This window comes from Afifella sp. JA880, assembly GCF_025379905.1.
GTDB classification, from domain to species: domain Bacteria; phylum Pseudomonadota; class Alphaproteobacteria; order Rhizobiales; family Afifellaceae; genus Afifella; species Afifella aestuarii.
The window spans coordinates 821,773-844,626 of the sequence record NZ_JAOANH010000003.1; the positions used below are offsets into that span (position 1 = coordinate 821,773).

The following is a 22,854-nucleotide window of genomic DNA, read 5'->3' on the forward strand; positions in this document are numbered from 1 at the left end:
AGGGCTATCGCCCTCCGTTTCTCTTTTTGGCACCGTAGCGATCAGGAATTGTCGGGCCTATGACCTCCGGGAGAATGGCGTGTCCGCAATCTCTCTCCTGAAATACGGCGTTCTGTTTCTCTTCCCGCTGCTGATGACCTATGCGGGGATCATGGACCTTTTGACGTTCAAAATCCGTAACGTCCTGGTCCTACTCCTCCTCATTTTGTGGCTGATTGCTGCGCCGCTTGCCGGCTTTACGCTGCATGAGATGGCGCTGAGCCTCGCTGTCGGGCTCGCCACCTTTTGCGCGACCTTCGCGTTTTTTGCTGCCGGATGGATTGGTGGCGGTGATGCCAAGCTTGCCAGTGTAGCCGCCTTGTGGTTCGGCTGGGCCGATGTCCTCCCGTATTTTGCCCTGGCCTCCGTTCTGGGAGGCGTGCTGACCCTCGTCGTGCTGCAACTGCGAATGGGCCGCATCCCCTTCCCCAATTATTGGCCTGACTGTCTCAGCCGGTTCCGCGATGGAGAGAGCGGCGTGCCCTATGGCGTGGCTTTTGCTGCCGCAGCCTTGATTCTATTTCATCAGACCGACTGGCTCCCTCGGCTCACATGATCATCAAGGCCAATTCAATTTCTGAGTCAGGCTTGATCTAGGGAGGTGCAATCTTTGGTTGGGTCCCGGAAAGGGACAGATGGCCGGGCGCATTAACCATACCTTGACCATTCCCGATGAAACTCCGGCTTGAGCGCCCTTAGGCGTAAATTGCGTCAGCCGAGGTTCTCCACGCGATGGCCCCAATCCGATTGATCGTCCTGGTCGTTGCCCTCCTTGCCGGAGGTGCCGCCGCCTATCTGGCGCTCAACCTCGACACTGGGCCCTCGAACGAACCCGCTCCCACGCCGGCTCCACAGGACGCGACGCGCGACATCCTGGTCGCCTCCGCCGATCTCCTGCAGGGCGCCACGCTCAGCGGCTCGAACATGCGTTGGCAGCCCTGGCCCGAAGACAGCATCAATTCGGCCTTCATCGAGAAGACGGCGCGACCGAATGCGATCGAAAAGCTCTCTGGCGTCGTCGTGCGCAACCAGTTTTTGAACGGAGAACCGATCCGCGATGGCAAGCTCGCCACCGCAGATTCGGGCTTCATGTCGGCGATCCTGCCGGAAGGTCAGCGCGCCGTTGCCGTTCGCGTGTCGGCCGAAAGCGCGGCCGGCGGTTTCGTCCTTCCCAATGACCGCGTCGATATTCTTCTGACGTCCTCCGACGAAGGCGGTGAATCCCGCAGTCAGGTCACCCGCACGATCCTGAGAAACATTCGCGTTCTGGCCATCGATCAGACCGTGCAGGAGCGTGAGGGCGAGCCGGTCGTCATCGGCAAGACGGCGACGCTGGAAGTGAGCCCGCGCGAAGCCGAAGTCGTGACGGCGGCGGAAGGCAGCGGAACCTTGTCGCTCGCCCTTCGGAGCATGGCGGACGCCGACAGCACGGATACGGCCGTCGACCGCAACCGCTCGAGCACGGTCAAGGTGATCCGCTTCGGCGATGAGCAGCTGGTGAAGACCCAATGAACGCCTGTCGCATCCCCAGAAGGAGAGTGAAGATGGTTGGGCATGCGCGCATATGGGCGCTGGCGGTGCTGACTTTCGTTGCGCTTTCCTTGCCATTGGCCGGAATTAGCAAGGCCGCCTCCGATTTTCCTCGCACCGTCACGCTGAGCGCGACCGGTGCCGCACAGAATCAGCCCCTGCGTCTCGGCGTCAACAAATCCATGGTCGTGGAGCTTCCCCGCGCGGCGGGTGACGTCCTCGTCTCGAACCCGGAGATCGCAGATGCGGTGTTGCGCACCTCCACCAGGCTTTATCTGATCGGCGTCAAAACCGGCCAGGCGAATGTCTTTCTCTTCGATGCGGCCGGACGGCAGATCGCCAGCCTCGATCTTTATGTCGAAACGGATCTGACGCCGCTGAATCGGCTTCTTCGCACGGCCATTCCCGACGCCCAGATCAATGCCGAAGTGATCAATGGCTCCATCGTTCTGACGGGCTATGTCCCGTCGTCCAGCGCATCTCAGAAGGCCGAACAGATCGCCAGAAGCCTGATCCAGTCGTCGAGTGGCGGCGGCATGAGCGCCGGGTCCATCACCATCAATACGGGCGGCAACGGGGGCTCTTCCGACGATGGCCCCGGCATCATCAACCTTCTCAAGATCACCGGTCAGGAGCAGGTCAATCTCCGCGTTACGATTGCGGAGGTGAATCGCGAGATTGTCAAACAGCTCGGCATCAACACTCAGGCCGTTCTGCAGGATGGCAATCTCGGCTTCGGCGCCATCAGCAATGGTGCGGTCAGTGGGGTGAGCAGCCTTTCGCCGTTCAATTTTCCAATCAACACCAACACCGATCCCGCCTCGGGTGGCTTCGCCTGGAACAACAACGGCAACAGGCTCTCGGCGAGCATCAAGGCCCTTGAAGAGGCGAGCATGTTGCGCAACCTCGCGGAGCCCAACCTGACGGCTGTCTCCGGCGAGACCGCGAACTTTCTGGTGGGCGGCGAATTTCCGGTGCCGGTTGCGGTCGACGAAGACGGCAATATTTCGGTGGCGTTCAAGCAGTTCGGCGTCAATCTTGCTTTCACGCCCGTCGTTCTCGACGGTGGCCGCATCAGCCTCAAAGTGCGCACCGAAGTGAGCGACCTCGCGACCGAAGGCTCCTTTTCGACGGCCGCCGGCATTACCATTCCCGGGATTACGGTGCGCCGAGCCGAGACGACGGTTGAACTCCCCTCTGGCGGCGCTTTCGCCATTGCAGGCCTCATCCAGGACGAAACCCGCCGTGCAGTTTCCGGTCTGCCGGGACTGCAGCACTTGCCGATTCTCGGGGCGCTGTTTTCCTCCAAGGATTTCCTGCGCTCCCAAACGGAGCTCGTCGTCATCATCACGCCCTACGTCGTCAAACCGGTTTCGCCACAGAAACTCGCCCGCCCCGACGACAATATGGCGATGGCCAATGATGCCGAGGCCTATTTTCTCGGCAGTCTGGTCAAGCGCTATGGCGCCCAGGGAGACCGCCCGACGGGTGTTTACGCCGGTCAGGTCGGATTTTCGTTCGACTGATCGGATAAGGGGAACGACTTCATGCAATCCTACGCATGTCATCGCCGGAAGGGCGGAGCGAAAGCAGCGTTCGCGCTCGTCCTCTCTGCCTGGCTCCTGGGCGGTTGCCAGTCACAAAATATTAACCAAGCCGGACTCGAGCGGCAGGATTATCGCCTGAGACATCCCATTATGGTTTCGGAAGAGGCTGAAACGCTTGACATCCCGATCGGGATGCGCGGCGGGCATCTGTCGCCTGAGATCAAGGATGCGATTTACGATTACGCTCTCGGCTACCGTGACACAGGCATCGGTTCCGTGACCGTTCAGGTGCCGAGCGGCTCCGGCAATGACATCGCCGCCGCGGCGGCCTCGCGCGCCATCCGAGCAGCCGTCTTGGAGGCGGGGGTTGAGCCGGAACTCGTGCGCGTTGCACCCTATCGCAGCAATGCGAGCCGCGCGGCCCCCGTGCGTCTGTCCTATTTGAAGGTCAAGGCGGTGACACCGAAATGCGGTGTCTGGCCGGACGACGTGACCGCCACGACGGACAATCGCGAATACTACAACTTCGGCTGTGCTTCGCAGCACAATCTCGCCGCTATGGTGGCCAATCCTGCTGATCTGCTACAGCCGCGCCAGATGTCTCCGGCGAACGCGACACGGCGCGCGAAGGTTCTTCAGGACTATGCTTCGGGTTCCGAAACCAAGTCCGGTGTAACCCTGATCAGCAGCGACTTGGGAGAGTGATGGCCCGATGAGCAGCAATGATTTCGACGACCCCTTTGCGGAGGACGTGTCCGAGCCGGAGACGACGGAGAAGGCCGATATCAAGCCGGTTCCGCGCGTCACCATCCAGGCCTTTTGCGACACGCCGGAAGTGGCCGCGACGTTCGATATGGCCTGCTCCGACCGGCGCATGGCGCGCGCGCATTGCAAGGTGCATACCGGCGGTCTTGGCGCAGCCTGCGAGTTCTATCGCTCCGCGCCGACACCCAATCTGATCGTGGTCGAAAGCCGCCTGGAGAAGGAAGATCTTCTGGCGCGCCTCGATGAGCTGGCGGAAGTCTGCGACGCCGGCACGAAGGTTCTCGTTATCGGCCATTCCAACGATGTGGCGACCTATCGTGAACTGATCAGGCGCGGCGTCAGCGAATATCTCGTCGCGCCGATCGACGTCATGGCCGTGATCCGCGCGATCGCCGATATTTATGGCGACGAAGGGAGCGCGAAGCTCGGACAGGTCTTCGCCTTCATCGGTGCCAAAGGCGGCGTGGGGTCTTCGACGATCGCTCACAATCTTGCCTCGACGATGGCGTCCGTCTTCGCTTCCGACGTTATCCTTGCCGATCTCGACCTCGCATTCGGGACAGCAGGCCTCGATTTTAACGAGGATCCGCCGCAAGGCATGGCGGAGGCCGTCTTCGGCTCCGACCGTCTCGACGAGGTACTTCTCGACCGCCTTCTGACCAAGTGCCAGGAGCATCTGAGTTTGCTCGCTGCCCCCGCGACGCTCGATAAGACCTATGATTTCGACGAGGAAGCCTTCGATCACGTCCTCGACCTCGTGCAGTCGAACGTGCCGACGGTCGTGCTCGACCTGCCGCACCTTTGGACCGCCTGGGCGCGCAAGACGCTGCTGGAGGCCGACCAAATTGTCATCACCGCGACGCCCGATCTCGCCAATCTGCGCAACACCAAAAACCTCGTCGATTTCCTCAAGCAGGCGAGGCCCAACGACGCGCCTCCACGGCTCGTCCTGAACAAAGTCGGCGTGCCGCGTCAGCCGGAAATCAAGGCAGATGATTTTGCCGCGGCGCTGCAATTGCCGACGAGCGCCGTGATCCCCTTCGATCCGCTTCTCTTTGGCACGGCCGCCAACAACGGCCAGATGATCGCCGAAGCGTCTGCGAAATCCAATATCAATGAGATATTCACCGACCTGGCGCAGGTTGTCACCGGCCGTAAGGAGACCAAGCACGGACGCAAAACGAGCCTCCTCTTGGGGCCTTTGCTCGAAAAGCTGAAGTCGAAGCCCAAATCGAAGCGGGCCGCCTAAACCAAGGAAGAGTGTATGTTCGGCAAGCGCAGCGTCACCGAGCTGGAACAGGCGCAACGACCGAAGCCCGCGGCCGAGGCGCAGAAGAAACCAGCCGTATCGGAGAGTGCGGTGAGGGCGGCGGCTCCGGCCGCTCCCAGCCTGACACCGCCGCCTGCGCCGGCGAAATCCGCGAAGATCGCTGCGCGGCCGCGCAAGTCGGAAGAATATTACCGCGTCAAGACGCAGATCTTCGGCGCGCTGATCGACACGATCGACCTGTCGCAGCTCGCCAAGATGGATGCCGAGCAGGCGCGCGAGGAAATCCGCGATATCGTCAACGACATCATCACGGTGAAGAACCTGGTGATGTCGATCTCTGAGCAGGAGGAGCTGCTTGAAGATATCTGCAACGATGTTCTCGGCTATGGGCCGCTCGAGCCGCTGCTGGCGCGCGACGACATCGCCGACATCATGGTCAACGGTTTCGAGCAGGTCTTCATCGAAGTTCTGGGCAAGGTCGAGGAGACAGACATCCGTTTCCGCGACAACGCGCAGCTTCTGAATATCTGCCAGCGCATCGTCAGCCAGGTCGGCCGCCGGGTCGACGAATCGAGCCCGATCTGCGACGCGCGCCTGCCCGATGGATCGCGCGTCAACGTCATCGCCCCGCCTTTGTCGATCGACGGGCCCGCCCTCACCATCCGAAAGTTCAAGAAGGACAAGCTCACCCTCGATCAGCTTGTCCGCTTCGGCACGATCACGCCGGAAGGCGCGACCATTCTGCAGATCATCGGTCGGGTTCGCTGCAACGTGCTGGTGTCCGGCGGCACCGGTTCGGGCAAGACCACGCTGTTGAACTGCCTGACCCGCTATATCGATCACGACGAGCGTATCGTCACCTGCGAGGACGCGGCCGAACTGCAATTGCAGCAGCCGCATGTCGTGCGTCTCGAGACCCGCCCCCCGAACCTCGAAGGCGAGGGCGAGGTGACGATGCGTGATCTCGTCAAGAACTGTCTGCGTATGCGCCCGGAACGCATCATCGTCGGCGAGGTGCGCGGACCGGAAGCCTTCGACCTCCTGCAGGCCATGAACACGGGCCATGACGGCTCCATGGGCACCCTGCATGCCAACTCCCCGCGTGAGGCCCTGAGCCGTATTGAATCGATGATCACCATGGGCGGCTATGCGCTGCCCTCGCGCACCATCCGCGAAATGATGGTCTCGTCGATCGACGTCATCGTCCAGGCGGCTCGTCTGCGCGACGGCTCCCGCCGCATCACCCACATCACCGAGGTGCTGGGGATGGAAGGCGACGTCATCATCACGCAGGATCTCTTCGTCTACGACATCCTCGGCGAGGATCCCGGCGGTCGTGTCCTCGGCCGCCATCGCTCGACCGGCATCGGCCGCCCCGCCTTCTGGGATAGGGCGCGTTATTTCAACGAAGAACAGCGCCTTGCCGCCGCTCTCGATGCTGCCGAGGCAGACGAGCCGATGCGCGCATGAGACAGGCTCGGGCCCATGATCGGCGGTGTCTTGAGAGGGGCCGGCCGTGCTGACGCCCGAGATGATCAAGCTCGCCCTCGTCGGCCTCATAATCCTGTCGGTCGGGGGCGTGATCTTCGCGCTCTTTTCGTCGGCGCTCGGAGGCGGCTCGCGCAGTCAGAAGCGCGTCGAAGGGGTCACCGCTCGCCCGCTCAACACAGAGCGCAAAGGTGGCGAAGAGGGCCGCCGGCGCCGGAGTGTGGAAGAGACGCTGCGGGAGATCGAAGAACAGCAGAAATCGAAGCGCAGCCGTAAGCCGACCCTGGTGTTGCGCATGCGCCAGGCCGGCCTTTCCTGGTCGGCCAGGACTTTCACACTGATTTGTGCCGTCACCTCGCTTCTGGCGATCCTGCTCCTGGTTCTTGCGGGCATCCTGCCCCTGGTGCCGGCGGTGGGTTTCGGCGTCGGCCTCGGCATTCTTCTGCCCTATGCCTATGTAAATTTCCTGCGCAAGCGCCGCTTCAAGCAGTTCACGGCCGAATTTCCGAACGCGCTCGACGTGGTGGTGCGCGGCGTCAAGGCGGGTCTGCCCTTGGTCGATTGCATGAAGATTATCGCCGCAGAAGCCTCGCCGCCTGTCTCCACCGAATTCCGCGAGATCATCGAGGATCAGACACTCGGCATGCCGCTCGATGAGGCGGTCTCCAAGCTGCCCGAGCGCATCCCCCTGCAGGAAGCGAATTTCTTCGCCATCGTCATTGCCATCCAATCACGCACCGGCGGCAGTCTCTCCGAGGCGCTGTCGAACCTCTCCAAGGTCCTGCGCGAGCGCAAGAAGATGGCCGGAAAGATCAAGGCGATGAGTTCTGAGGCGAAATCCTCGGCGATGATCATCGGCAGTCTGCCGGTCATTGTAGGGTCTATCGTCTATCTGACGAGCCCGGATTATATCTCTCTTCTATTTACCACGACGCTCGGACATATTGTGCTTGCCGCGTCTGCCATGTGGATGCTGATGGGCATCCTCGTGATGCGCAAAATGATCAACTTCGATTTCTAGCGCGCAGCCATGGACCTTATTCAGCAAAACGCCGATCTTTTCATCGCCCTTGCCTCGGCGCTGTCGGTGTTCTCGGCGATCGTCGTTCTGGCCTGGCCCTACCTTGCCGGCGACAATCTCTCCGCGCGCATGAAGCAGGTGTCGAGCGAACGCGAGCGCATCCGCGCGCGCGAGCGGGCTAAGATGGAGGCCGCCAAGAAGCAGGCGACACTGAAGCCCGAGCCCACGCGCTGGGTCAAAAACTTCGTCGACCGTTTCAACCTTTTGAAACAGGCGGAAGACGGGGATATCGTCAACAAGCTTAGAATGGCCGGCCTGCGCGGCCAGAACCCGGTTCTCTTCTTCCTCGCGGCTCGCCTTCTCGCGCCGCTCGGCATGTTCATCGCTTCGGGGCTTTATCTCTTCGGTCTCGATCCGATCGACCAGCCGCCGATGATCAAGCTCGTGATCGTCGTGGCCGCGGCCTATCTCGGCTATTACCTGCCCGGGCTCTACGTGAAGAACCGGACGACGAAGCGCCAGACGGCCATCAAGCAGGCCTGGCCGGACGCGCTCGACCTCCTGCTCATCTGCGTCGAATCGGGCATGGGCATCGAATCGGCCTTCCGAAAGGTGTCGGAGGAGATCGGCCATCAATCGGTGGAACTGGCGGAGGAGCTGTCGCTGACGACGGCGGAGCTCTCCTATCTCCAGGATCGGCGCAAGGCCTACGAGAACCTCGGCAAGCGCACCGGTGTGGAAGGTGTGCGTGCAGTCGTAACGAGCCTCGTTCAGGCGGAAAAATATGGCACGCCGCTCGGCCATTCGCTGCGCGTTCTGGCTCAGGAAAACCGAGACATGCGCATGGCAGAGGCGGAAAAGAAGGCGGCTTCGTTGCCGCCGAAACTCACCGTTCCGATGATCCTGTTCTTTCTGCCGGTGCTGTTCGCCGTCATCATCACGCCGGCGGCGATTCAAGTCATGTCGATGAATTGATGCCGTGGTGCGGCCGGTCGGTGTGATGCTGGATCCATGCGGGAGGGCCGCAAATCCAGGATTGCCGGCGTACCGGAACACGCCTCAGCCCGCCTGCTTGATGTCCTTCCAGGTGTCTTTCTGGGCGAGCATCGCCCGGAGATAGGCGATGTTCGCCTTCGCCTCTTCGGGTGAGAGATCTTGCGAGGCGACCGCCTCGGCCTCACGGAAGTTTCCTTGAAGCCCAAGGACGAGCGCCAGGTTCTGACGCACCTTCGCCGAGGCGCTCGGATTGGCGACCGCCTGCCTGAGCACTTTCTCGGCCTCGTCGAGCTCGCCGGTCAGCGTGTAGGACATGCCGAGATTGTTGAGGATCTGCGGTTCGCCGGGGGCGAGCACGAGCGCCTGGCGGTAGGCCTGACGGGCCTGTTCGTTCTGGCCGACGGAATCGAGAATACCCCCTTCGGTCGCAAGCAGGCGCCAATCTGGGTTGTCGCGATGCTGAGCCCGCTGCACTGTCGCCAGCGCTTCCTGGAATTCGCCGTTCTCGGCAAGCGCCTTGCCGAAAGCGGCGAGCACCTGCCGGTCTTTCGGATGGAAGATGATGGCTTTGCGCAAAACGGCCACGGCCTGAGACGGCTGGCCGGCGGCCCGCAGCGCCGCCGCATAATTGAGTGCCGCGGCTCTGTCCTTTTCGTCGTTGCTGTACCGCGCCCCCCAGGCCTGGACGGCGCGCAACGCCTGGTCATGGCTGAGATTTGAAACCTCGAGCGTTTGTGTCGCGCCGATCGAACCCGTGGTGCGTGGCGCGTCGGCCTGCCGGCTCTGACAGCCCGCCGCAAAGGCCACGAGCGAAAGAATGGCAGCGGTTCGAAGAAGCGCCGCACCTGATTTCTGACTTGGCCGCATCCGCATGGAGGCTGTCCCGTTCTGGCACGTTATGCGCCAAGATGTAGGCCTCACTGGCTAAGCATTCGTTAACGCTAAATGCGGCAGGTCGTGCGTCTTGAAGGATCGTCCTCGTTGCAATGGCTGACGCTCGCGCCTAGGGGTGGGCCGATCGGAGGATATCTTGAGCAATCATCCAGTTTTCGTCAGGGCCGGCGAAGTCGGCGCCGAAATGGGCGTGACGCCCGTCACGGTCATCGAGGAAGCGGGGCTCGACGCAGCCCTCGCCGGTCTCAGCGATCAACACCGCAAGTTCGCGGATGTCAGCGGCTTTTGCGCCCATAGCGGCGACATCGCGCTCCTCCCGGGAGTGGATGGGGGGCTCGAACGCGTGCTCTTCGGAGCCGGGCGTGGTGGCCTTGCGAGAAATCCGTTTCTCACCGGCAAGCTCGCGCAAAAGCTTCCGGAGGGACATTACCGTCTCGAAGGTGCGCTGGGCGAATTGCGTCTCGCCGCCCTCGGCTTCGCGCTCGGCGGCTACCGCTTCACCCGCTATCACGGCGACGCGGACATGGAACGGCCGCGCCTCGTGCTGCCGGATGATTTCGATATCGAAGCGCTGCGGCAGACGGCGGAGAGCGTCAGCCTCACGCGTGATCTCATCAACACGCCGGCGAACGATTTCGGCCCGTCTGAGCTTGCATCGGCGGCGCGGCAACTGGCTGAAGAGACGGGCGCCGATTTTACGCTGACCGAAGGCGAGGAACTGGCGCGCAACTATCCGCTCATTCATGCCGTCGGTCATGGCAGCGACCGCGCGCCATGCCTGATCGATATGAAATGGGGTGACGAGGCCGATCCCAAGCTGACGCTCGTCGGCAAGGGCGTCGTATTCGACACCGGCGGCCTCGACATCAAGCCGCCGTCCTCGATGCTTCTGATGAAGAAGGACATGGGCGGAGCGGCTAATGTCTTGGGGCTTGCTCGAATGATCATGCTCGCCGGTCTCAAGGTACGCTTGCGCGTTCTCATCCCGGCCGTCGAGAACTCCATTTCCGGTCGCGCCTTCCGCCCTGGCGATGTCTTCCCGAGCCGTAAGGGCCTGACGGTCGAGATCGGCAACACCGATGCGGAGGGACGGCTGGTTCTGGCCGATGCCCTGGCTTTGGCCGACGAGGAAAAGCCGGAGCTCATCGTCTCGATGGCGACCCTGACAGGCGCTGCGCGTGTCGCCGTCGGACCCGATATCGCTCCCTTCTTCACCGACGACGAGGCCGTCGTGGAGGGCGTTCAGGCTGCCTCCAAGGCCGAGCACGATCCCGTCTGGCGGCTGCCCTTGTGGAAGCCCTACGATGCGTGGCTCTCCTCCGAAATCGCCGATGTGAACCATATTTCGAGCAACAGCTTCGCCGGGGCGACCACGGCCGCGCTGTTTCTGTCGCGTTTCGTGACCGAAAGCCCGTCCTATCTGCACTTCGACATTTTCGGCTGGGCACCGAAAGCGCGGGCGCTCGGTCCCAAGGGTGGCGAGGCGCAGGGGATCCGGGCGCTCTTCGCCTATTGTGCCGAGCGTTACGGCCGGGGCTGACGTGCCCGAATTCGGCCTCTCATGACGATCCTGCGGTCGAGCCAGGCTCTGCGTCTGTGGCACGAGGTGACGCTGTCGCTGGTGCGTGCCGAAGAGCCGGATCTGACGGCGCGCCAGATGACGGTCCTCTTGATCGTCTATCTGGAGGCGCCGCCGCATACGGTCCGCGGGCTTGCCGCGAAACTGGGCGTCACCAAGGCCGTCATCACGCGCGCGCTCGACACGCTCGGGCGGCACGGGCTCCTGACGCGCAAGCGCGATCCCAAAGACATGCGCAATGTTCTGGTGCAGCGAACGGTAGACGGCGCGCTCTTTCTGGAGCGCTTCGCGGACCTCGTCGTTGCCAAGACCGAGGATGTGACACGATGACGAAGCTCGATCCACGCCGCAACGCCTTCCGCCGCGATCTCGCGGATGTGCGTCTCAAGGGACGCGTGGAGGCGCCGCGTTTCGTCGAGGGCAGTCTCTATCAGGTGGTCGATGGAACGGCGCCGGTGAGACGCGAGCCGAACCCGATGGGCGCGCTCGAGACACAAGCGCTTTGCGGCGAAATCGTCCGCGTCTTCGAAGAGACCGGCGAGGGCTGGGCCTGGGGCCAGCTCGAAGGCGACGGCTATGTCGGCTGGCTGCCGACCGCGTCTCTGCGGGCAGAGGTGACGGTACCCACCCATCGCGTTGCCGCGCGAAGCACCTTTCTGTTTCCGGGCCCCGATATCAAACTGCCGCCGCTCATGACGTTGCCTCTCGGCGCCGAAGTGGCGGTGACGGGGGAGGCGCAGGACAAGAACGCCCGATACGGCCTCGTCGAACCGGCCGGCGCCGTCGTCATGCAGCATCTGTCGCCCGTGGAGGCCCCCCGCGAGCCTGACTGGACTGCCGTGGCAGAGAGTTTTCTCGGAGTCCCCTATCTCTGGGGCGGCAAAACGGATGTCGGCATTGACTGCTCGGGCCTCGTCCAGATCGCGCTACACATGGCCGGCAGGAAAGCGCCGAGAGATGCCGATATGCAGGCGGCCGAGATCGGCGAGGCGCTCGAAATTGGCGATGATCTGCCGCCGCTTCGCCGCGGCGATCTCATCTTCTGGGAGGGCCATGTCGGTCTTATGCGCGACGGCGAAACCCTTCTCCACGCCAACGCTTTCCACATGTGTTCAGCGAGCGAGCCGCTGGTTGCGGCACGATCGCGTTTTGCCGCCAAAGGTCTCAAGATCACCGCAATTCGACGCTTGCAATGACGCCATCAAACGTGTCCCTTCGTCGGCAAAGAATTGGCGACTTCCGTGGCGTATTCCTCCATGCATCTGCCTGCTCGGCAATTCGGCAATGCGATTCTTTCGGTGTGCCCGCAGACGTTGCTGCGCCGGTACTACCAGTGGCATTTGAGCTTCCAGGCTCATCGGCACGGCCGCGGACGGCCCGTCGAAATCATACCTGATGCCGAACGCGTTATTATTGATGACGGCCTGCGCCGCCTCGCTTTGCCAAGCCTCAACCGCGTCCCCCGCTATCGCAGCGGCATCGGGGCGCGGCTGCATCTGACGGGCGAAAAATATGCTGTCGGCACGCTGTACTTCCCGCGCGAAAGCGATGTCGTCATCGATATCGGTGCCAATGTCGGTGAGTTGACGATCCTGTGTGCCGATGCGGGTGCGACGGTCATCGCGATCGAGCCGGATCCGCGCGCTTATGCCTGCCTCGCGCAAAACGTCAGGGGGCTCGACAATGTCCGCCTCGTCTCCTGTGCGATGTGGAAAGGGCGCGAAGCTCTGAAACTGCATCTCGCCCCAGATGGCGCGTCGAGTTCGCTCATCCGCCGCCCGGAGCAGAAGCGCGCCTTCGCCTCCGTCGAAGCCTGGCCGCTCGATGCTCTGCCCGCTGTCGCGGCCTTGCCTGCGATCGACTTTATGAAAATCGATGCGGAAGGCGTGGAGCCTGAAATTCTTGCCGGAGCCATGCGCACCCTGAAGCGGACGCGGCTTCTCGCCATCGACATGAACCCGGCGCATGGACGCGCCGGTGCCTGGGACAAGGTCGAGCGTGCCTTGGAGGTGATGGGATTTCAGATGCTCGAGCACACCGACGAAAACACCATCGTCGCCGCCAATATGGCCTTCACGCCGGTCGTGCCTCAGTATCCGGCGTCCCGATCCACCACATACTGAAGCGGCTTGCCGGCTTTGCCGCGGCGCACCTGTCGCGCGATCAGCGGCGACAAGCCATGCGGATCGGAGATCGAGGCCATATGCGGCGTGATCACGAGATTGGGCGCGCTCCACATCGGGCTGTCGGCTGGCAGGGGCTCCGTGCGGAAAACGTCGAGGCTCGCGCCGCGCAGCGTGCCATCGCGCAAGGCTGACAGAATATCCGCCTCGTTTTGAGACTGTCCGCGCCCGGCATTGATGAGGACCGGGCCGCCGAGCGGGCCATCCTTGTGCAGTCTTGAGATGAGCCCTCCGTCGATGATCCCGCGCGTCTGTGGCGTGTCGGGCAGGAGGCAGACGAGGATATCGGTTCCCGCCAGAAAGGCATCGCGCTCACCCTCGCCGGCAAAGGCGGTGACGCCCGCGACGATCTTCGGACGTCGGCTCCATCCGACCACGCGGAAGCCAAGCTGCATGAGCATCTTCGCCGACGCCGTGCCGAGCACGCCGAGCCCCATGATTCCGACCGTCACCTTGCCGGCCGGCGGCTGGGCGAGCGGTCGCCAGCGCTTTTCCTTCTGCAGCGCGGCATAATCGGGCCCGAGGCGCACGTGATGCAGCACCTGCCAGACCACATATTCTGTCATCCGCGTGGTGAGGTCGGGATCGACGATGCGTGCGATCGGCACATCCGGAAGGTTGGGCAGATCGACGAGATGATCGACACCCGCGCCGACTGACAGAATGGCCTTGAGATTGGGCAGGCTGTCGAAAAGCTCGGGGCGGGGCTTCCAGGTAAGAAGATACTCCACCCGCTCCAAAGTTGCGGGATCGCCGGCAAAGCCGCCCTCTGGCGTCGTGGCGACGACCTCGTCTTCGGGAAGTGCGGCCTTCAGGTTTTCAAGCCAGCGACGGGGGTCCCAATCGGCGAGGGAAAGAAGAAGAGTGGTCACGTGCTGATGGCTCCCCGGTAGGCGACTTCCAGATCGAAGGCGGCGGCCATCAGCGCTTTTGTGTAATCGGTCTGCGGATGGTCGAAGATCTGCGCGGCAGGTCCGGCTTCCACCACCTTGCCGTCGCGCATGACGATGATTTCGTTGGCGAGCGCGCGCACCACTTTGAGGTCGTGCGAGATGAAGAGATAGGTGAGGTCGTGGCGCTTCTGCAGATCGCGCAGGAGGTCGACGACCTGTGCCTGCACGCTCATGTCGAGAGCCGAGGTCGGCTCGTCGAGCATGACGAATTTCGGCTCCAGCACCATGGCGCGGGCAATCGCGATGCGCTGGCGCTGGCCGCCGGAGAATTCATGCGGATAGCGAAACCGCGTCTCCGGATCGATGCCCACTTCGGCGAGCGCTTTGACGACGCGGCGATCGCGCTCCGATGCCTTTAGATCGGGTTCGTGCACGGCGAGACCTTCGCCGACGATGTCGCGAATGATCATGCGCGGCGACAGCGAGCCATAAGGATCCTGGAAGACGATTTGCATATCGGCGCGAAGTGCACGCGTGTCCTTGAACCGTGCCGCCTGGATGTCGCGCCCGAGAAAAGCGATGCGGCCGTTGGAGGAAATCAGCCTGAGAAGGGCGAGCCCGAGCGTCGTCTTGCCGGAACCCGATTCGCCGACGACGCCGAGCGTCTCGCCTTCGCGCACTTTGACGTCGATGCCGTCGACGGCCTTGATATGGCCGACGGTGCGACGCAGGAAGCCGCGCTTGATCGGAAACCAGACCTTGAGGTCGTCGGCTTCCATGACGAACGGTGCGTCACGATCGGTGGCGGGCGCGGAGCCCTTGGGTTCGGCGGCGAGAAGATGGCGCGTATAGCTGTGCTGCGGGTTGGTGAAAATCTCTTCCGTCGGCCCGCGCTCGACGATCTCGCCATCCGTCATGACGCAGACCCGGTCCGCCACCTTGCGCACGATGCCGAGATCGTGGGTGATGAAGAGGAGCGCCATGTTCTGCTCGTGCTTCAGGCGGGCGAGAAGCTCCAGGATCTGCGCCTGCACGGTGACGTCGAGCGCCGTCGTCGGCTCGTCGGCGATCAGGAGATCGGGCTCGTTGGCGAGCGCCATGGCGATCATCACGCGCTGGCGCTGGCCGCCTGAGAGCTGATGCGGATAGGATCTGAGACGGCTTTCCGGCTCGCGGATGCCGACCTGGTGGAGAAGCTCCAGAACCCTTTCCCGCGCCGCCTTGCCGCTCATACCGCGGTGCACGTCGAGCACCTCGCCGACCTGCCGCTCCACCGTGTGCAGCGGGTTGAGCGACGACATCGGCTCCTGGAAGACCATGGAGATCTTGTTGCCGCGCACCTCCCGAAGGGTGCGATCGCCGGCTTTCAGAAGTTCGCGGTCGCGGAAGAAGATCTCACCGGAGGGATGGCTCGCCGGCGGATAGGTGAGAAGCCGCAAGACGGAAAGCGCCGTCACCGATTTGCCGGAGCCCGATTCACCCACGAGCGCCACGGTCTCCTTCTCCGCAATGTCGAAAGAGACATGGCGCACCGCATGCGTCGTGCGCCCGCCCTGCGTGAAGTCCACCGAGAGATCACGGACCGAAAGGAGGCGGGGTGTCGTCAAAGCGCGGGCTCGATGTCTGTGTGGATGAAATCGTTGCCCTTGAAGAGAAGGGGTTCTGCGCGGGTCTTGGCCAGAGCATAGGCGAAGCAATCGCCAAGATTGAGACCGGCGGGGTGGCGGCCCTTGCCGAAGAATCCGTAAGCTTGACGGGCGAGGATGCCCTGTTCGGATGTCACGCTGGCAATCTCGAGCCGAAAGGCGTCGACGATCTCGTCGAGCGCGCCGGCATGCCGTGTACTGCCGGTCCGGTCCGCCCTTATTCCCGCCTCGACGTAGTTGACGGCTGAAATGGCCCTGGCGGATGCGGATCCGATGGCGATCGAGAAATCTTCCGCTTCCGGCTCGCCGAAGAGGATTGCTAGCAGCGCGGAGGCATCGACGATCAATGGGGAAGCCCTTCGGCATCGTAGAGGTCGGAATGGTCGCTCGTCGCGCCCGCGGGAGGCGGTCCGAGGTCGCGCACGATTGTCATCACGCGTGACACCGTCGCTTGCACATCCTGCTCGCGATCAAGCGCCACCATCTTTTCACGCAGCGCCGCTTCGATCGCCTTGGTCATCGTCGTGCCGGTGCGCTGGGCAAGCTGGCGCGCCAGGCGGTGAACCTCGTCGCTCTTGATGTTCAGTCCCATAGCCGCTCTCCGGGTAGAGAAAGTCAAATATATACCTTTGCGTAGACTCAGGCAAAAGTCTTGCGCGGGTCGAAGGCGTCGCGCACCGCCTCGCCGATGAAAATCAAGAGCGAGAGCATCAGCGAGATGACGATGAAGCCGGTAATGCCGAGCCAGGGCGCCTGCAGATTAGCCTTGCCCTGAGCGAGGAGTTCGCCGAGCGATGGCGAACCGGGCGGCATGCCGAAGCCCAGGAAGTCGAGCGAGGTGAGCGTCGTGATCGAGCCGTTCAGGATGAACGGCATGAAGGTCAAGGTCGCCACCATGGCATTCGGCAGGAGGTGCCGGAACATGATCGTCAGGTTCGACACTCCGAGCGCCCGCGCCGCCTTCACATATTCGAAATTGCGCGCCCTGAGGAACTCCGCCCTGACCACGCCGACGAGCGCCACCCAGGAAAAGAGCAGGAGGATGCCGAGGAGCACCCAGAATCCCGGCGGCAGGATCGAGGATATGATGAGGAGGAGATAAAGCGCCGGGATCGCCGTCCAGATCTCGATAAAGCGCTGGAAGAAGAGATCGACGCGGCCGCCGAAATAGCCCTGCACGGCACCGGCCGCGACGCCGACGATCGATGAAAATACGGTGAGCACGAGCCCAAAGAGCACGGATATGCGGAAGCCGTAGACGAGGCGGGCGACGACATCGCGGCCCTGGTCGTCGGTGCCGAGCCAGTTCCAGTTCGACTTGTCGCAGAACCGTTCAAGCTGCTCCGTGTCGCCCGGACAGACGGAGCCCGCGATCCGCCAGGTCGGAGGCGCCGGAAAGCCGATCGGCCGACCCAGTGCCTCGCGCAGCTCTTCCGTCGGGAAATCGCGATTGACGGTGCGATAGGAATAATGAATCGGCGGCCAGATCATCCAGCCATTGGCGTTGATCTCGTCGGAGATGAACGGGTCCCGGTAATCCGTCGTCGCCAGGAAGCCGCCAAAGGTCTCTTCCGGATAATCGACGAGGATCGGGTAATAGAGCTCGCCCTTGTAGGAGAGCACGATCGGCTTGTCGTTGACGAGCACTTCGGCGATCAGCGACAGGCCGAAGAGGAGAAGGAAGAGCCACAAGGACCAGAAGCCACGGCGGTTCTTCTTGAAATTCTCCCAGCGCCGCTTGTTGATCGGCGACATGGTGAAGAGCCGGCGGCCGAGCGCTGCCTCTTGCCCCGGCAGGGGCGCGGGCGCTTCGGGCGTGCCGGGATCCGGTGCATGCGGCGGGGCGGGCGTCGTCGGCCCCTCCGTCTTCTTCTTCGGATCGGTCTCGACCTCCATCGCTCAGACCTCCCGGCTCTCAAAATCGATCCGAGGATCGATCCAGGTGTAGGTGAGGTCGGAGACGAGCTGCACGATGAGGCCCATCAGCGAAAAGATATAGAGCGTGGCGAAGACGACCGGATAATCGCGGTTGATGACGCTCTCGAAGGAGAGGAGTCCAAGCCCGTCGAGCGAGAAGATCGTCTCGATCAGGAGCGAGCCAGCAAAAAAGGCCGACACGAAGGCCGCCGGAAAGCCCGAAATAACGATGAGCATGGCGTTGCGGAAGACATGGCCATAGAGCACCTGGCGTTCCGTCAGGCCTTTCGCCCGTGCCGTCACCACATATTGCTTGCGGATCTCGTCGAGGAAAGAATTCTTGGTGAGGAGCGTCGTCGTGGCGAAGGCTGCAAGCGCCATCGAAATGAGCGGCAGCGCCAGGTGCCAGAAATAGTCGACGAGCGCGTCCGGATCGGTGATCCATTCCCAGAAGCCCATGCGGGCATATTGCTCAGACCAGAGGCCGCGCAGCGGGAACCAGTCGAAGAAGGAGCCGCCGGCGAAGAACACGATCAGAAAAATCGCGAAGAGGAAGCCTGGCACCGCATAGGCGATGATGACGACGGCCGAAGTCCACACATCGAACACCGAGCCGTCGCTTACGGCCTTGCGGATCCCGAGCGGGATGGAAATGGCGTACGACAAAAGCGTCATCCAAAGGCCGAGAGAGATGGAGACGGGCAGCTTTTCCTTGATGAGGTCGATGACGGAGATGTCGCGGAAATAGCTCTCTCCGAAATCGAAGCGGGCATAGTTCCACAGCATCAGCCCGAAGCGGGTGAGGGGTGGTTTGTCGAAACCGAATTGCTTTTCGAGCTGGCGGATGAATTCCGGGTCGAGCCCCTGGGCGCCGCGGTATTTCGAGGTGATGGCGGCATCCGAGCCGCTTTGATTGGTGTTGCCGGCGGCGGAGAAGTCGCCGCCGCTCGAACCACCGATGCGTGCCGTCGCCGAGACGTCGGTGCCCTGGATCTGCGCGATCACCCGTTCCACGGGCCCGCCCGGCGCAAACTGCACGACGACGAAGCTGATCGCCATGATCCCGAGGATGGTCGGGATCATCAGCAAGAGGCGTCTCAGGATATAGGCTGCCAATCCGTCTCCGTCGGCTCGTCGGTCTCAGCTCAGCCGGCCATGCCGATTCGCTTGGCCTTCTCCTCGTCGTACCACCAGGTGGTCTCGAAAGGAAAATTGTAGTCCGGCTTTGTCTCGGGGCGAGAGAACATGTCCCAGCGCGCCACGCGATGCGCATCCTGGTACCATTGCGGCACGACAAAATAATGGGCGCGCAAGATCCGGTCGAGCGCCCGCAGGATGTTACGGTGGGTGTCGCGGTCGTTGGCGGCGAGCGCCTGATCGATGAGGGCGTCGACCGCCTTGAGGTGAATGCCCGCATAATTGCGCGAACCGGGCAGATCCGCTGAGGCGCTGCCGTAGGATGCGCGCAGCGATTCCAGGGGTGTGGCGGTAGAGCGCAAGCGCAGTCCGAGAACGTCGAAATTGAACTCCGAAGCGCGGGCCTGGTACTGCGCCGAATCGACCGGGCGGATCGAGGCGTCGATGCCAAGCCGGCGGAGCGAATCGACGAATTTGCCGAGAACGCGTTCAGACACCGGGTCGTTCTGGATAAGGAATTCGACCGAGAGGACGTCGCCCTGATTGTTGATGAGCTGGCCGCCGTTGCGGCTCCAGCCGGCCTGCCGGAGAAGCTCGTCCGCCTTGCGGAGATTGTCGCGATCGACGCCTGAACCATCCGAGGTCGGCGGCACCACCGCGGGCCCGAAGGCCTCCTCCGGCAATTCGTCCCGGAAAGGTTCAAGGAGCGCAAGTTCCGCCTCCGAAGGCTCGTCTTCGGCGGCATAGACGGATTTTTCAAACCACGACGCCGTGCGGCGATAGGAATCGTAGAAGAGGTTGGTGTTGAGCCATTCGAAATCGAAGGCGAGGCCGATCGCCTGGCGCGTGGCCGGGTCGGCGAATTTCCCGCGGCGGGTGTTGAAATACCAGGCCTGGAAGTCGGGAAGCCTTTCGTCGGGCATCAATTCCGTCGCCACCTTGCCGCTCACGACGGCCGGAAAGTCGTACTCGGTCGCCCAGCTCTTGGAGGAGAACTCCTCACGGAAGGTCACGGCGCCCTTCTTGAAGGCCTCGAATCCTGCCTGTCGGTCGCGGAAAAATTCGAGCCGCATCACGTCGAAATTATGAAAGCCGCGATTGATGGGGAGATCCTTGGCCCAGTAATCTTCCACCCGCCGATACTCGATAAAGCGGCCCTGCTGCAGCTCTCCCACCTCATAGGGGCCGGAACCGAGAGGCGCGTCGAGTGTCGACGCATCGAATTCGCGGCCTTGGTACCAGGCGCGCGAGAAGATCGGCAGCTGCGCGATGACGAGCTTCAGTTCGGGAGAATGCTTGCCCGACAGTGTGACGACGACATCGTGCTCGCCGTCCGCCTCGACGGACACCATTTCCTTCAACGGCAGAAGCAGGTCCGGATGGCCCTTCTCCTTCAGGATATTCATCGAATAGACGACGTCGTCGGCGACGAGCGGCGTGCCATCGTTGAAACGGGCTTCCGGACGAAGACGGAAATGCAGAGTGAGACCGTCGTCGGAGACCTCGACGCTTTCCGCCACGAGCCCGTAACAGGCGTCCGGTTCGTCGGAGGCCCATTTCATAAGGCTGTCGAAGGTGAATTCCATCAGTGGCGGCGCGTCGCCGCGGATGACGAACGATGAGAGCGTGTTGAAGGTGAGGAAGCTCTGATTGTAGTAGGCTTGGCTCGGCACCATGACGAGCCGCCCGCCGCGTGGTGCATCGGGATTGACATAGTCCAGATGCGCAAAATCGGCGCCGTATTTGAGGTCGCCGAAGAGCGACATTCCGTGTCGGGGGCCAGCGGGCGTCGCGGCATGGGCCGATCCAATGAGCTCTGGCGTTCCGATCAGCTTCGGCGCGATTGCAAGCGATGCAGCACCCAGAAGAGCGCCGCGGCGGGTGAACGAAATCACTCTGCCATCCTCAATTTCTTTTCTTTTTCAGGGTCGATCCACCAGGAGTAGACGTCGACGCCCGCGTAAGAGGGCTGCTTGTCCGGGATGCCGAACTTGTTCCAGTAGGCAAGCCAGATTTTCGGCAGATTCCACTGCGGCACCATGTAGTAGTTCCACAGGAGCACGCGGTCGAGGGCGCGGGTCGCCGCGACGAGGCTCTTGCGATCTGGCGCGTAGATGATGTCGTTGACGAGCTCGTCGACCGCCTCGTTCTTGATCCCGGCCGCATTGCGGCTGCCGCGCTGATCGGCGGCATAGGAGCCCCAGAACTCGCGTTGTTCGTTGCCGGGTGATTGCGACTGGGGAAACGACCCCACGATGACGTCGTAATCGAAATCGTCGGTCAGCGCCTGGTATTGGGCCGCATCGACGATGCGGATCGACGTGTCGATGCCGAGCCGGCGCAGCGTGTTGGCGTAAGGCGACAATATCTTCTCGTCGTTCGGATCGTTGCCGAGAAACTGGATGGTGAAGCGCTCGCCCGTCTCCTTGTTGAAGAGACCGCCATCGCGCTGCTCCCAGCCGGCCTCACGCAGCAGCTTAACTGCCTCGCGCAGATGGTCGCGCATTGCCTCGCGGCTGTCGAAGACGGGAAGTTTGAACTCTTCGGTGAAGACCTCGGGCGGAACCTTGTCGCGCACCTTTTCCAGGTATTCGAGCTCCTTGCCTTCCGGCAGCCCGGTCTCTTCGAGCTCTGTGCCTTCGAAATAACTGTCGGTGCGGGTGTAGAGGTTGAAGAAGAGGTTTTTGTTGAGGCTTTCGAAATCGAAGGCGAGCGTCAGGGCGTGGCGCACGCGCCGGTCGGAGAACTTGTCGCGGCGGGTATTGAGTACATAGGCCTGCATCGGCTCGCCCGATGTCGTCTGAAACTCTTCCTTCTTGACATAGCCGCGCTGCGCGGCGGGAAAATCGTAGCCCTGAGCCCAGCGCTGGGCGCGGTTTTCCGCTCGGAAGTCGTAGATGCCGCCCTTGGTGAAAGCTTCCCAGACCGCATTGGCATCGCGGAAATACTCGTAGCGGATCTCATCGAAATTGTAGCGGCCGACCCGCAGCGGATGGTCTTTACCCCAATAATCCGGCACGCGCTCCCACACCACGCTGCGGCCGGGGATGAAGGATTTGATCCGGTAGGGTCCCGAGGAGAGCGGCGGCTCCAAGGTCGGCTGCGTGATATCGCGTTTCTTGCCGTTCTTGTCAGTGCCCGTCCACCAATGCTTCGGCACAATGACGAGATCGCCCATGATGTTGGGGAGCTCGCGATTGCCTTTCTGGTCGAAGGTGAAGGTGACCTCGCGCTCGCCAGTGATCTCGGCTTTGACGACGTTGTGGTAGTACTGATTGTACTGCGGGTTGATCTCTTTGAGTGTATTGAAGGACCAGACCACGTCTTCGGCCGTGATCGGCTCGCCGTCATGCCAGCGCGCCTTTGGATTGAGCCGGAAGGTCGCCGAGGAATAATCGTCCGGATAGCTCATCGCCTCGGCGATGAGGGCGTAGCTGGTGCTCGGTTCTTCCTCGGACGGCTCCATCAGGCTGTCGTAGCCGATGCCGCCGCGCGCATTGACGATGAGACCGAGACCCGCCGCGACGGTGCCGCGGATGATGAAGGGATTGAGGCTGTCGAAGGTGCCGACCGCCACCTGGTTGAGCGTACCGCCCTTCGGCGCATCGACATTGACGTAATCGTAATGGGCGAAATCCGGCCCGTATTTCGGCTCATGGATGAGCGACGTCGCATGGCGCCAGGTCTTCTCGTCGCGCGGCTGGTCCGCATCCTGCGCCTGGGCGTTCACAAAGCCGCCGAACGCGAGCAGGCAGACGAGGGGAAGCTGGAGGAAGCGTGCTGTCATGAAAGAGGCCGGTTCTCGCTGTGTCGAAACATCATGATAAACGCCGAAGGATCGCGTTTCACCCGCTGAGACGCGACCTGACGAAAATTTAACCCGTTGTTTCGTCAGACAAAAGAACGCCGCGGCAAAGCCGCGGCGTCAACAGGGTCATTTTGTCCGGCT

General features: G+C 62.4%; 21 protein-coding genes. 12 read left to right on the plus strand and 9 right to left on the minus strand.

Annotation, left to right across the window (positions count from 1 at the left end):
* Positions 1-79 precede the first annotated feature (79 nt).
* From NYQ83_RS16785 to NYQ83_RS16820, 8 genes are all read left to right on the plus strand, one after another.
* Entirely contained in the window at positions 80-595 is a 516-nt protein-coding gene (locus NYQ83_RS16785; protein WP_261215989.1) for a prepilin peptidase, read from the plus strand.
* Between the two features lie 176 nt (positions 596-771).
* Positions 772-1,551 (plus strand): Flp pilus assembly protein CpaB, encoded by a 780-nt coding sequence (gene cpaB, locus NYQ83_RS16790; protein WP_261215991.1) that lies wholly within the window; start codon positions 772-774, stop codon positions 1,549-1,551.
* 32 nt (positions 1,552-1,583) lie between these two features.
* Complete coding sequence (locus tag NYQ83_RS16795; RefSeq protein WP_261215993.1) at positions 1,584-3,095, plus strand: type II and III secretion system protein family protein; 1,512 nt, start codon at positions 1,584-1,586, stop codon at positions 3,093-3,095.
* 21 nt (positions 3,096-3,116) lie between these two features.
* Entirely contained in the window at positions 3,117-3,821 is a 705-nt protein-coding gene (locus NYQ83_RS16800) for a CpaD family pilus assembly protein (protein WP_261215995.1), read from the plus strand.
* 7 nt (positions 3,822-3,828) lie between these two features.
* Complete coding sequence (locus tag NYQ83_RS16805) at positions 3,829-5,130, plus strand: AAA family ATPase (RefSeq protein ID WP_261215997.1); 1,302 nt, start codon at positions 3,829-3,831, stop codon at positions 5,128-5,130.
* Positions 5,131-5,145: 15 nt separating this feature from the next.
* Positions 5,146-6,621, plus strand: a complete 1,476-nt coding sequence (locus NYQ83_RS16810; protein WP_261215999.1) for a CpaF family protein — start codon at positions 5,146-5,148, stop codon at positions 6,619-6,621.
* 46 nt (positions 6,622-6,667) lie between these two features.
* Positions 6,668-7,660: a type II secretion system F family protein gene (locus tag NYQ83_RS16815; RefSeq protein ID WP_261216001.1), complete on the plus strand. Its 993-nt coding sequence runs from the start codon at positions 6,668-6,670 to the stop codon at positions 7,658-7,660.
* Positions 7,661-7,669: 9 nt separating this feature from the next.
* Positions 7,670-8,635 (plus strand): type II secretion system F family protein, encoded by a 966-nt coding sequence (locus NYQ83_RS16820; RefSeq protein ID WP_261216003.1) that lies wholly within the window; start codon positions 7,670-7,672, stop codon positions 8,633-8,635.
* Between the two features lie 84 nt (positions 8,636-8,719).
* Here the strand turns inward: NYQ83_RS16820 and NYQ83_RS16825 are convergent, their stop codons facing one another.
* Positions 8,720-9,529, minus strand: coding sequence for a tetratricopeptide repeat protein (locus NYQ83_RS16825; protein ID WP_261216005.1), 810 nt, complete (start codon positions 9,527-9,529; stop codon positions 8,720-8,722).
* A 205-nt stretch (positions 9,530-9,734) separates the two neighbouring features.
* On the opposite strand from NYQ83_RS16825, the gene NYQ83_RS16830 reads away from it, so the two are divergent.
* Genes NYQ83_RS16830 through NYQ83_RS16845 form a run of 4 tightly spaced genes read left to right on the plus strand, consistent with a single transcriptional unit; the run spans position 9,735 to position 13,252 of the window.
* The gene (locus NYQ83_RS16830) at positions 9,735-11,090 is read left to right on the plus strand and encodes a leucyl aminopeptidase family protein (RefSeq protein ID WP_261216234.1); all 1,356 of its coding nucleotides are present in this window, start codon (positions 9,735-9,737) and stop codon (positions 11,088-11,090) included.
* Between the two features lie 21 nt (positions 11,091-11,111).
* Positions 11,112-11,459, plus strand: coding sequence for a MarR family transcriptional regulator (locus NYQ83_RS16835; RefSeq protein WP_128291956.1), 348 nt, complete (start codon positions 11,112-11,114; stop codon positions 11,457-11,459).
* On the plus strand, positions 11,456-12,325 hold the full coding sequence (locus tag NYQ83_RS16840; RefSeq protein ID WP_261216007.1) for an NlpC/P60 family protein: 870 nt from the start codon (positions 11,456-11,458) through the stop codon (positions 12,323-12,325). Before NYQ83_RS16835 ends, NYQ83_RS16840 begins: the two co-directional genes overlap by 4 nt.
* Positions 12,326-12,370: 45 nt before the next feature.
* Positions 12,371-13,252: an FkbM family methyltransferase gene (locus NYQ83_RS16845; RefSeq protein ID WP_261216009.1), complete on the plus strand. Its 882-nt coding sequence runs from the start codon at positions 12,371-12,373 to the stop codon at positions 13,250-13,252.
* Here the strand turns inward: NYQ83_RS16845 and NYQ83_RS16850 are convergent.
* From NYQ83_RS16850 to NYQ83_RS16885, 8 genes are all read right to left on the minus strand, one after another.
* Positions 13,219-14,184 carry a 2-hydroxyacid dehydrogenase gene (locus tag NYQ83_RS16850; RefSeq protein ID WP_261216010.1) on the minus strand — a complete coding sequence of 322 codons (966 nt, stop codon included), beginning with the start codon at positions 14,182-14,184 and terminating at the stop codon, positions 13,219-13,221. The genes NYQ83_RS16845 and NYQ83_RS16850 overlap by 34 nt on opposite strands.
* A complete protein-coding gene (locus NYQ83_RS16855; RefSeq protein WP_261216011.1) occupies positions 14,181-15,812 on the minus strand; it encodes an ABC transporter ATP-binding protein in 1,632 nt (543 codons plus the stop codon). The genes NYQ83_RS16850 and NYQ83_RS16855 overlap by 4 nt, the downstream gene beginning before the upstream one ends.
* A complete protein-coding gene (locus NYQ83_RS16860; protein ID WP_261216012.1) occupies positions 15,809-16,198 on the minus strand; it encodes a type II toxin-antitoxin system VapC family toxin in 390 nt (129 codons plus the stop codon). Before NYQ83_RS16860 ends, NYQ83_RS16855 begins: the two co-directional genes overlap by 4 nt.
* The gene (locus NYQ83_RS16865) at positions 16,195-16,443 is read right to left on the minus strand and encodes a type II toxin-antitoxin system VapB family antitoxin (protein WP_261216013.1); all 249 of its coding nucleotides are present in this window, start codon (positions 16,441-16,443) and stop codon (positions 16,195-16,197) included. Before NYQ83_RS16865 ends, NYQ83_RS16860 begins: the two co-directional genes overlap by 4 nt.
* 47 nt (positions 16,444-16,490) lie before the next feature.
* A complete protein-coding gene (locus NYQ83_RS16870; protein WP_128293208.1) occupies positions 16,491-17,606 on the minus strand; it encodes an ABC transporter permease in 1,116 nt (371 codons plus the stop codon).
* A gap of 144 nt (positions 17,607-17,750) precedes the next feature.
* Entirely contained in the window at positions 17,751-18,884 is a 1,134-nt protein-coding gene (locus NYQ83_RS16875; RefSeq protein WP_261216014.1) for a microcin C ABC transporter permease YejB, read from the minus strand.
* 29 nt (positions 18,885-18,913) lie between these two features.
* Entirely contained in the window at positions 18,914-20,800 is a 1,887-nt protein-coding gene (locus tag NYQ83_RS16880) for an extracellular solute-binding protein (RefSeq protein WP_261216015.1), read from the minus strand.
* Entirely contained in the window at positions 20,797-22,692 is a 1,896-nt protein-coding gene (locus NYQ83_RS16885; protein ID WP_261216016.1) for an extracellular solute-binding protein, read from the minus strand. Before NYQ83_RS16885 ends, NYQ83_RS16880 begins: the two co-directional genes overlap by 4 nt.
* Positions 22,693-22,854: the final 162 nt, after the last annotated feature.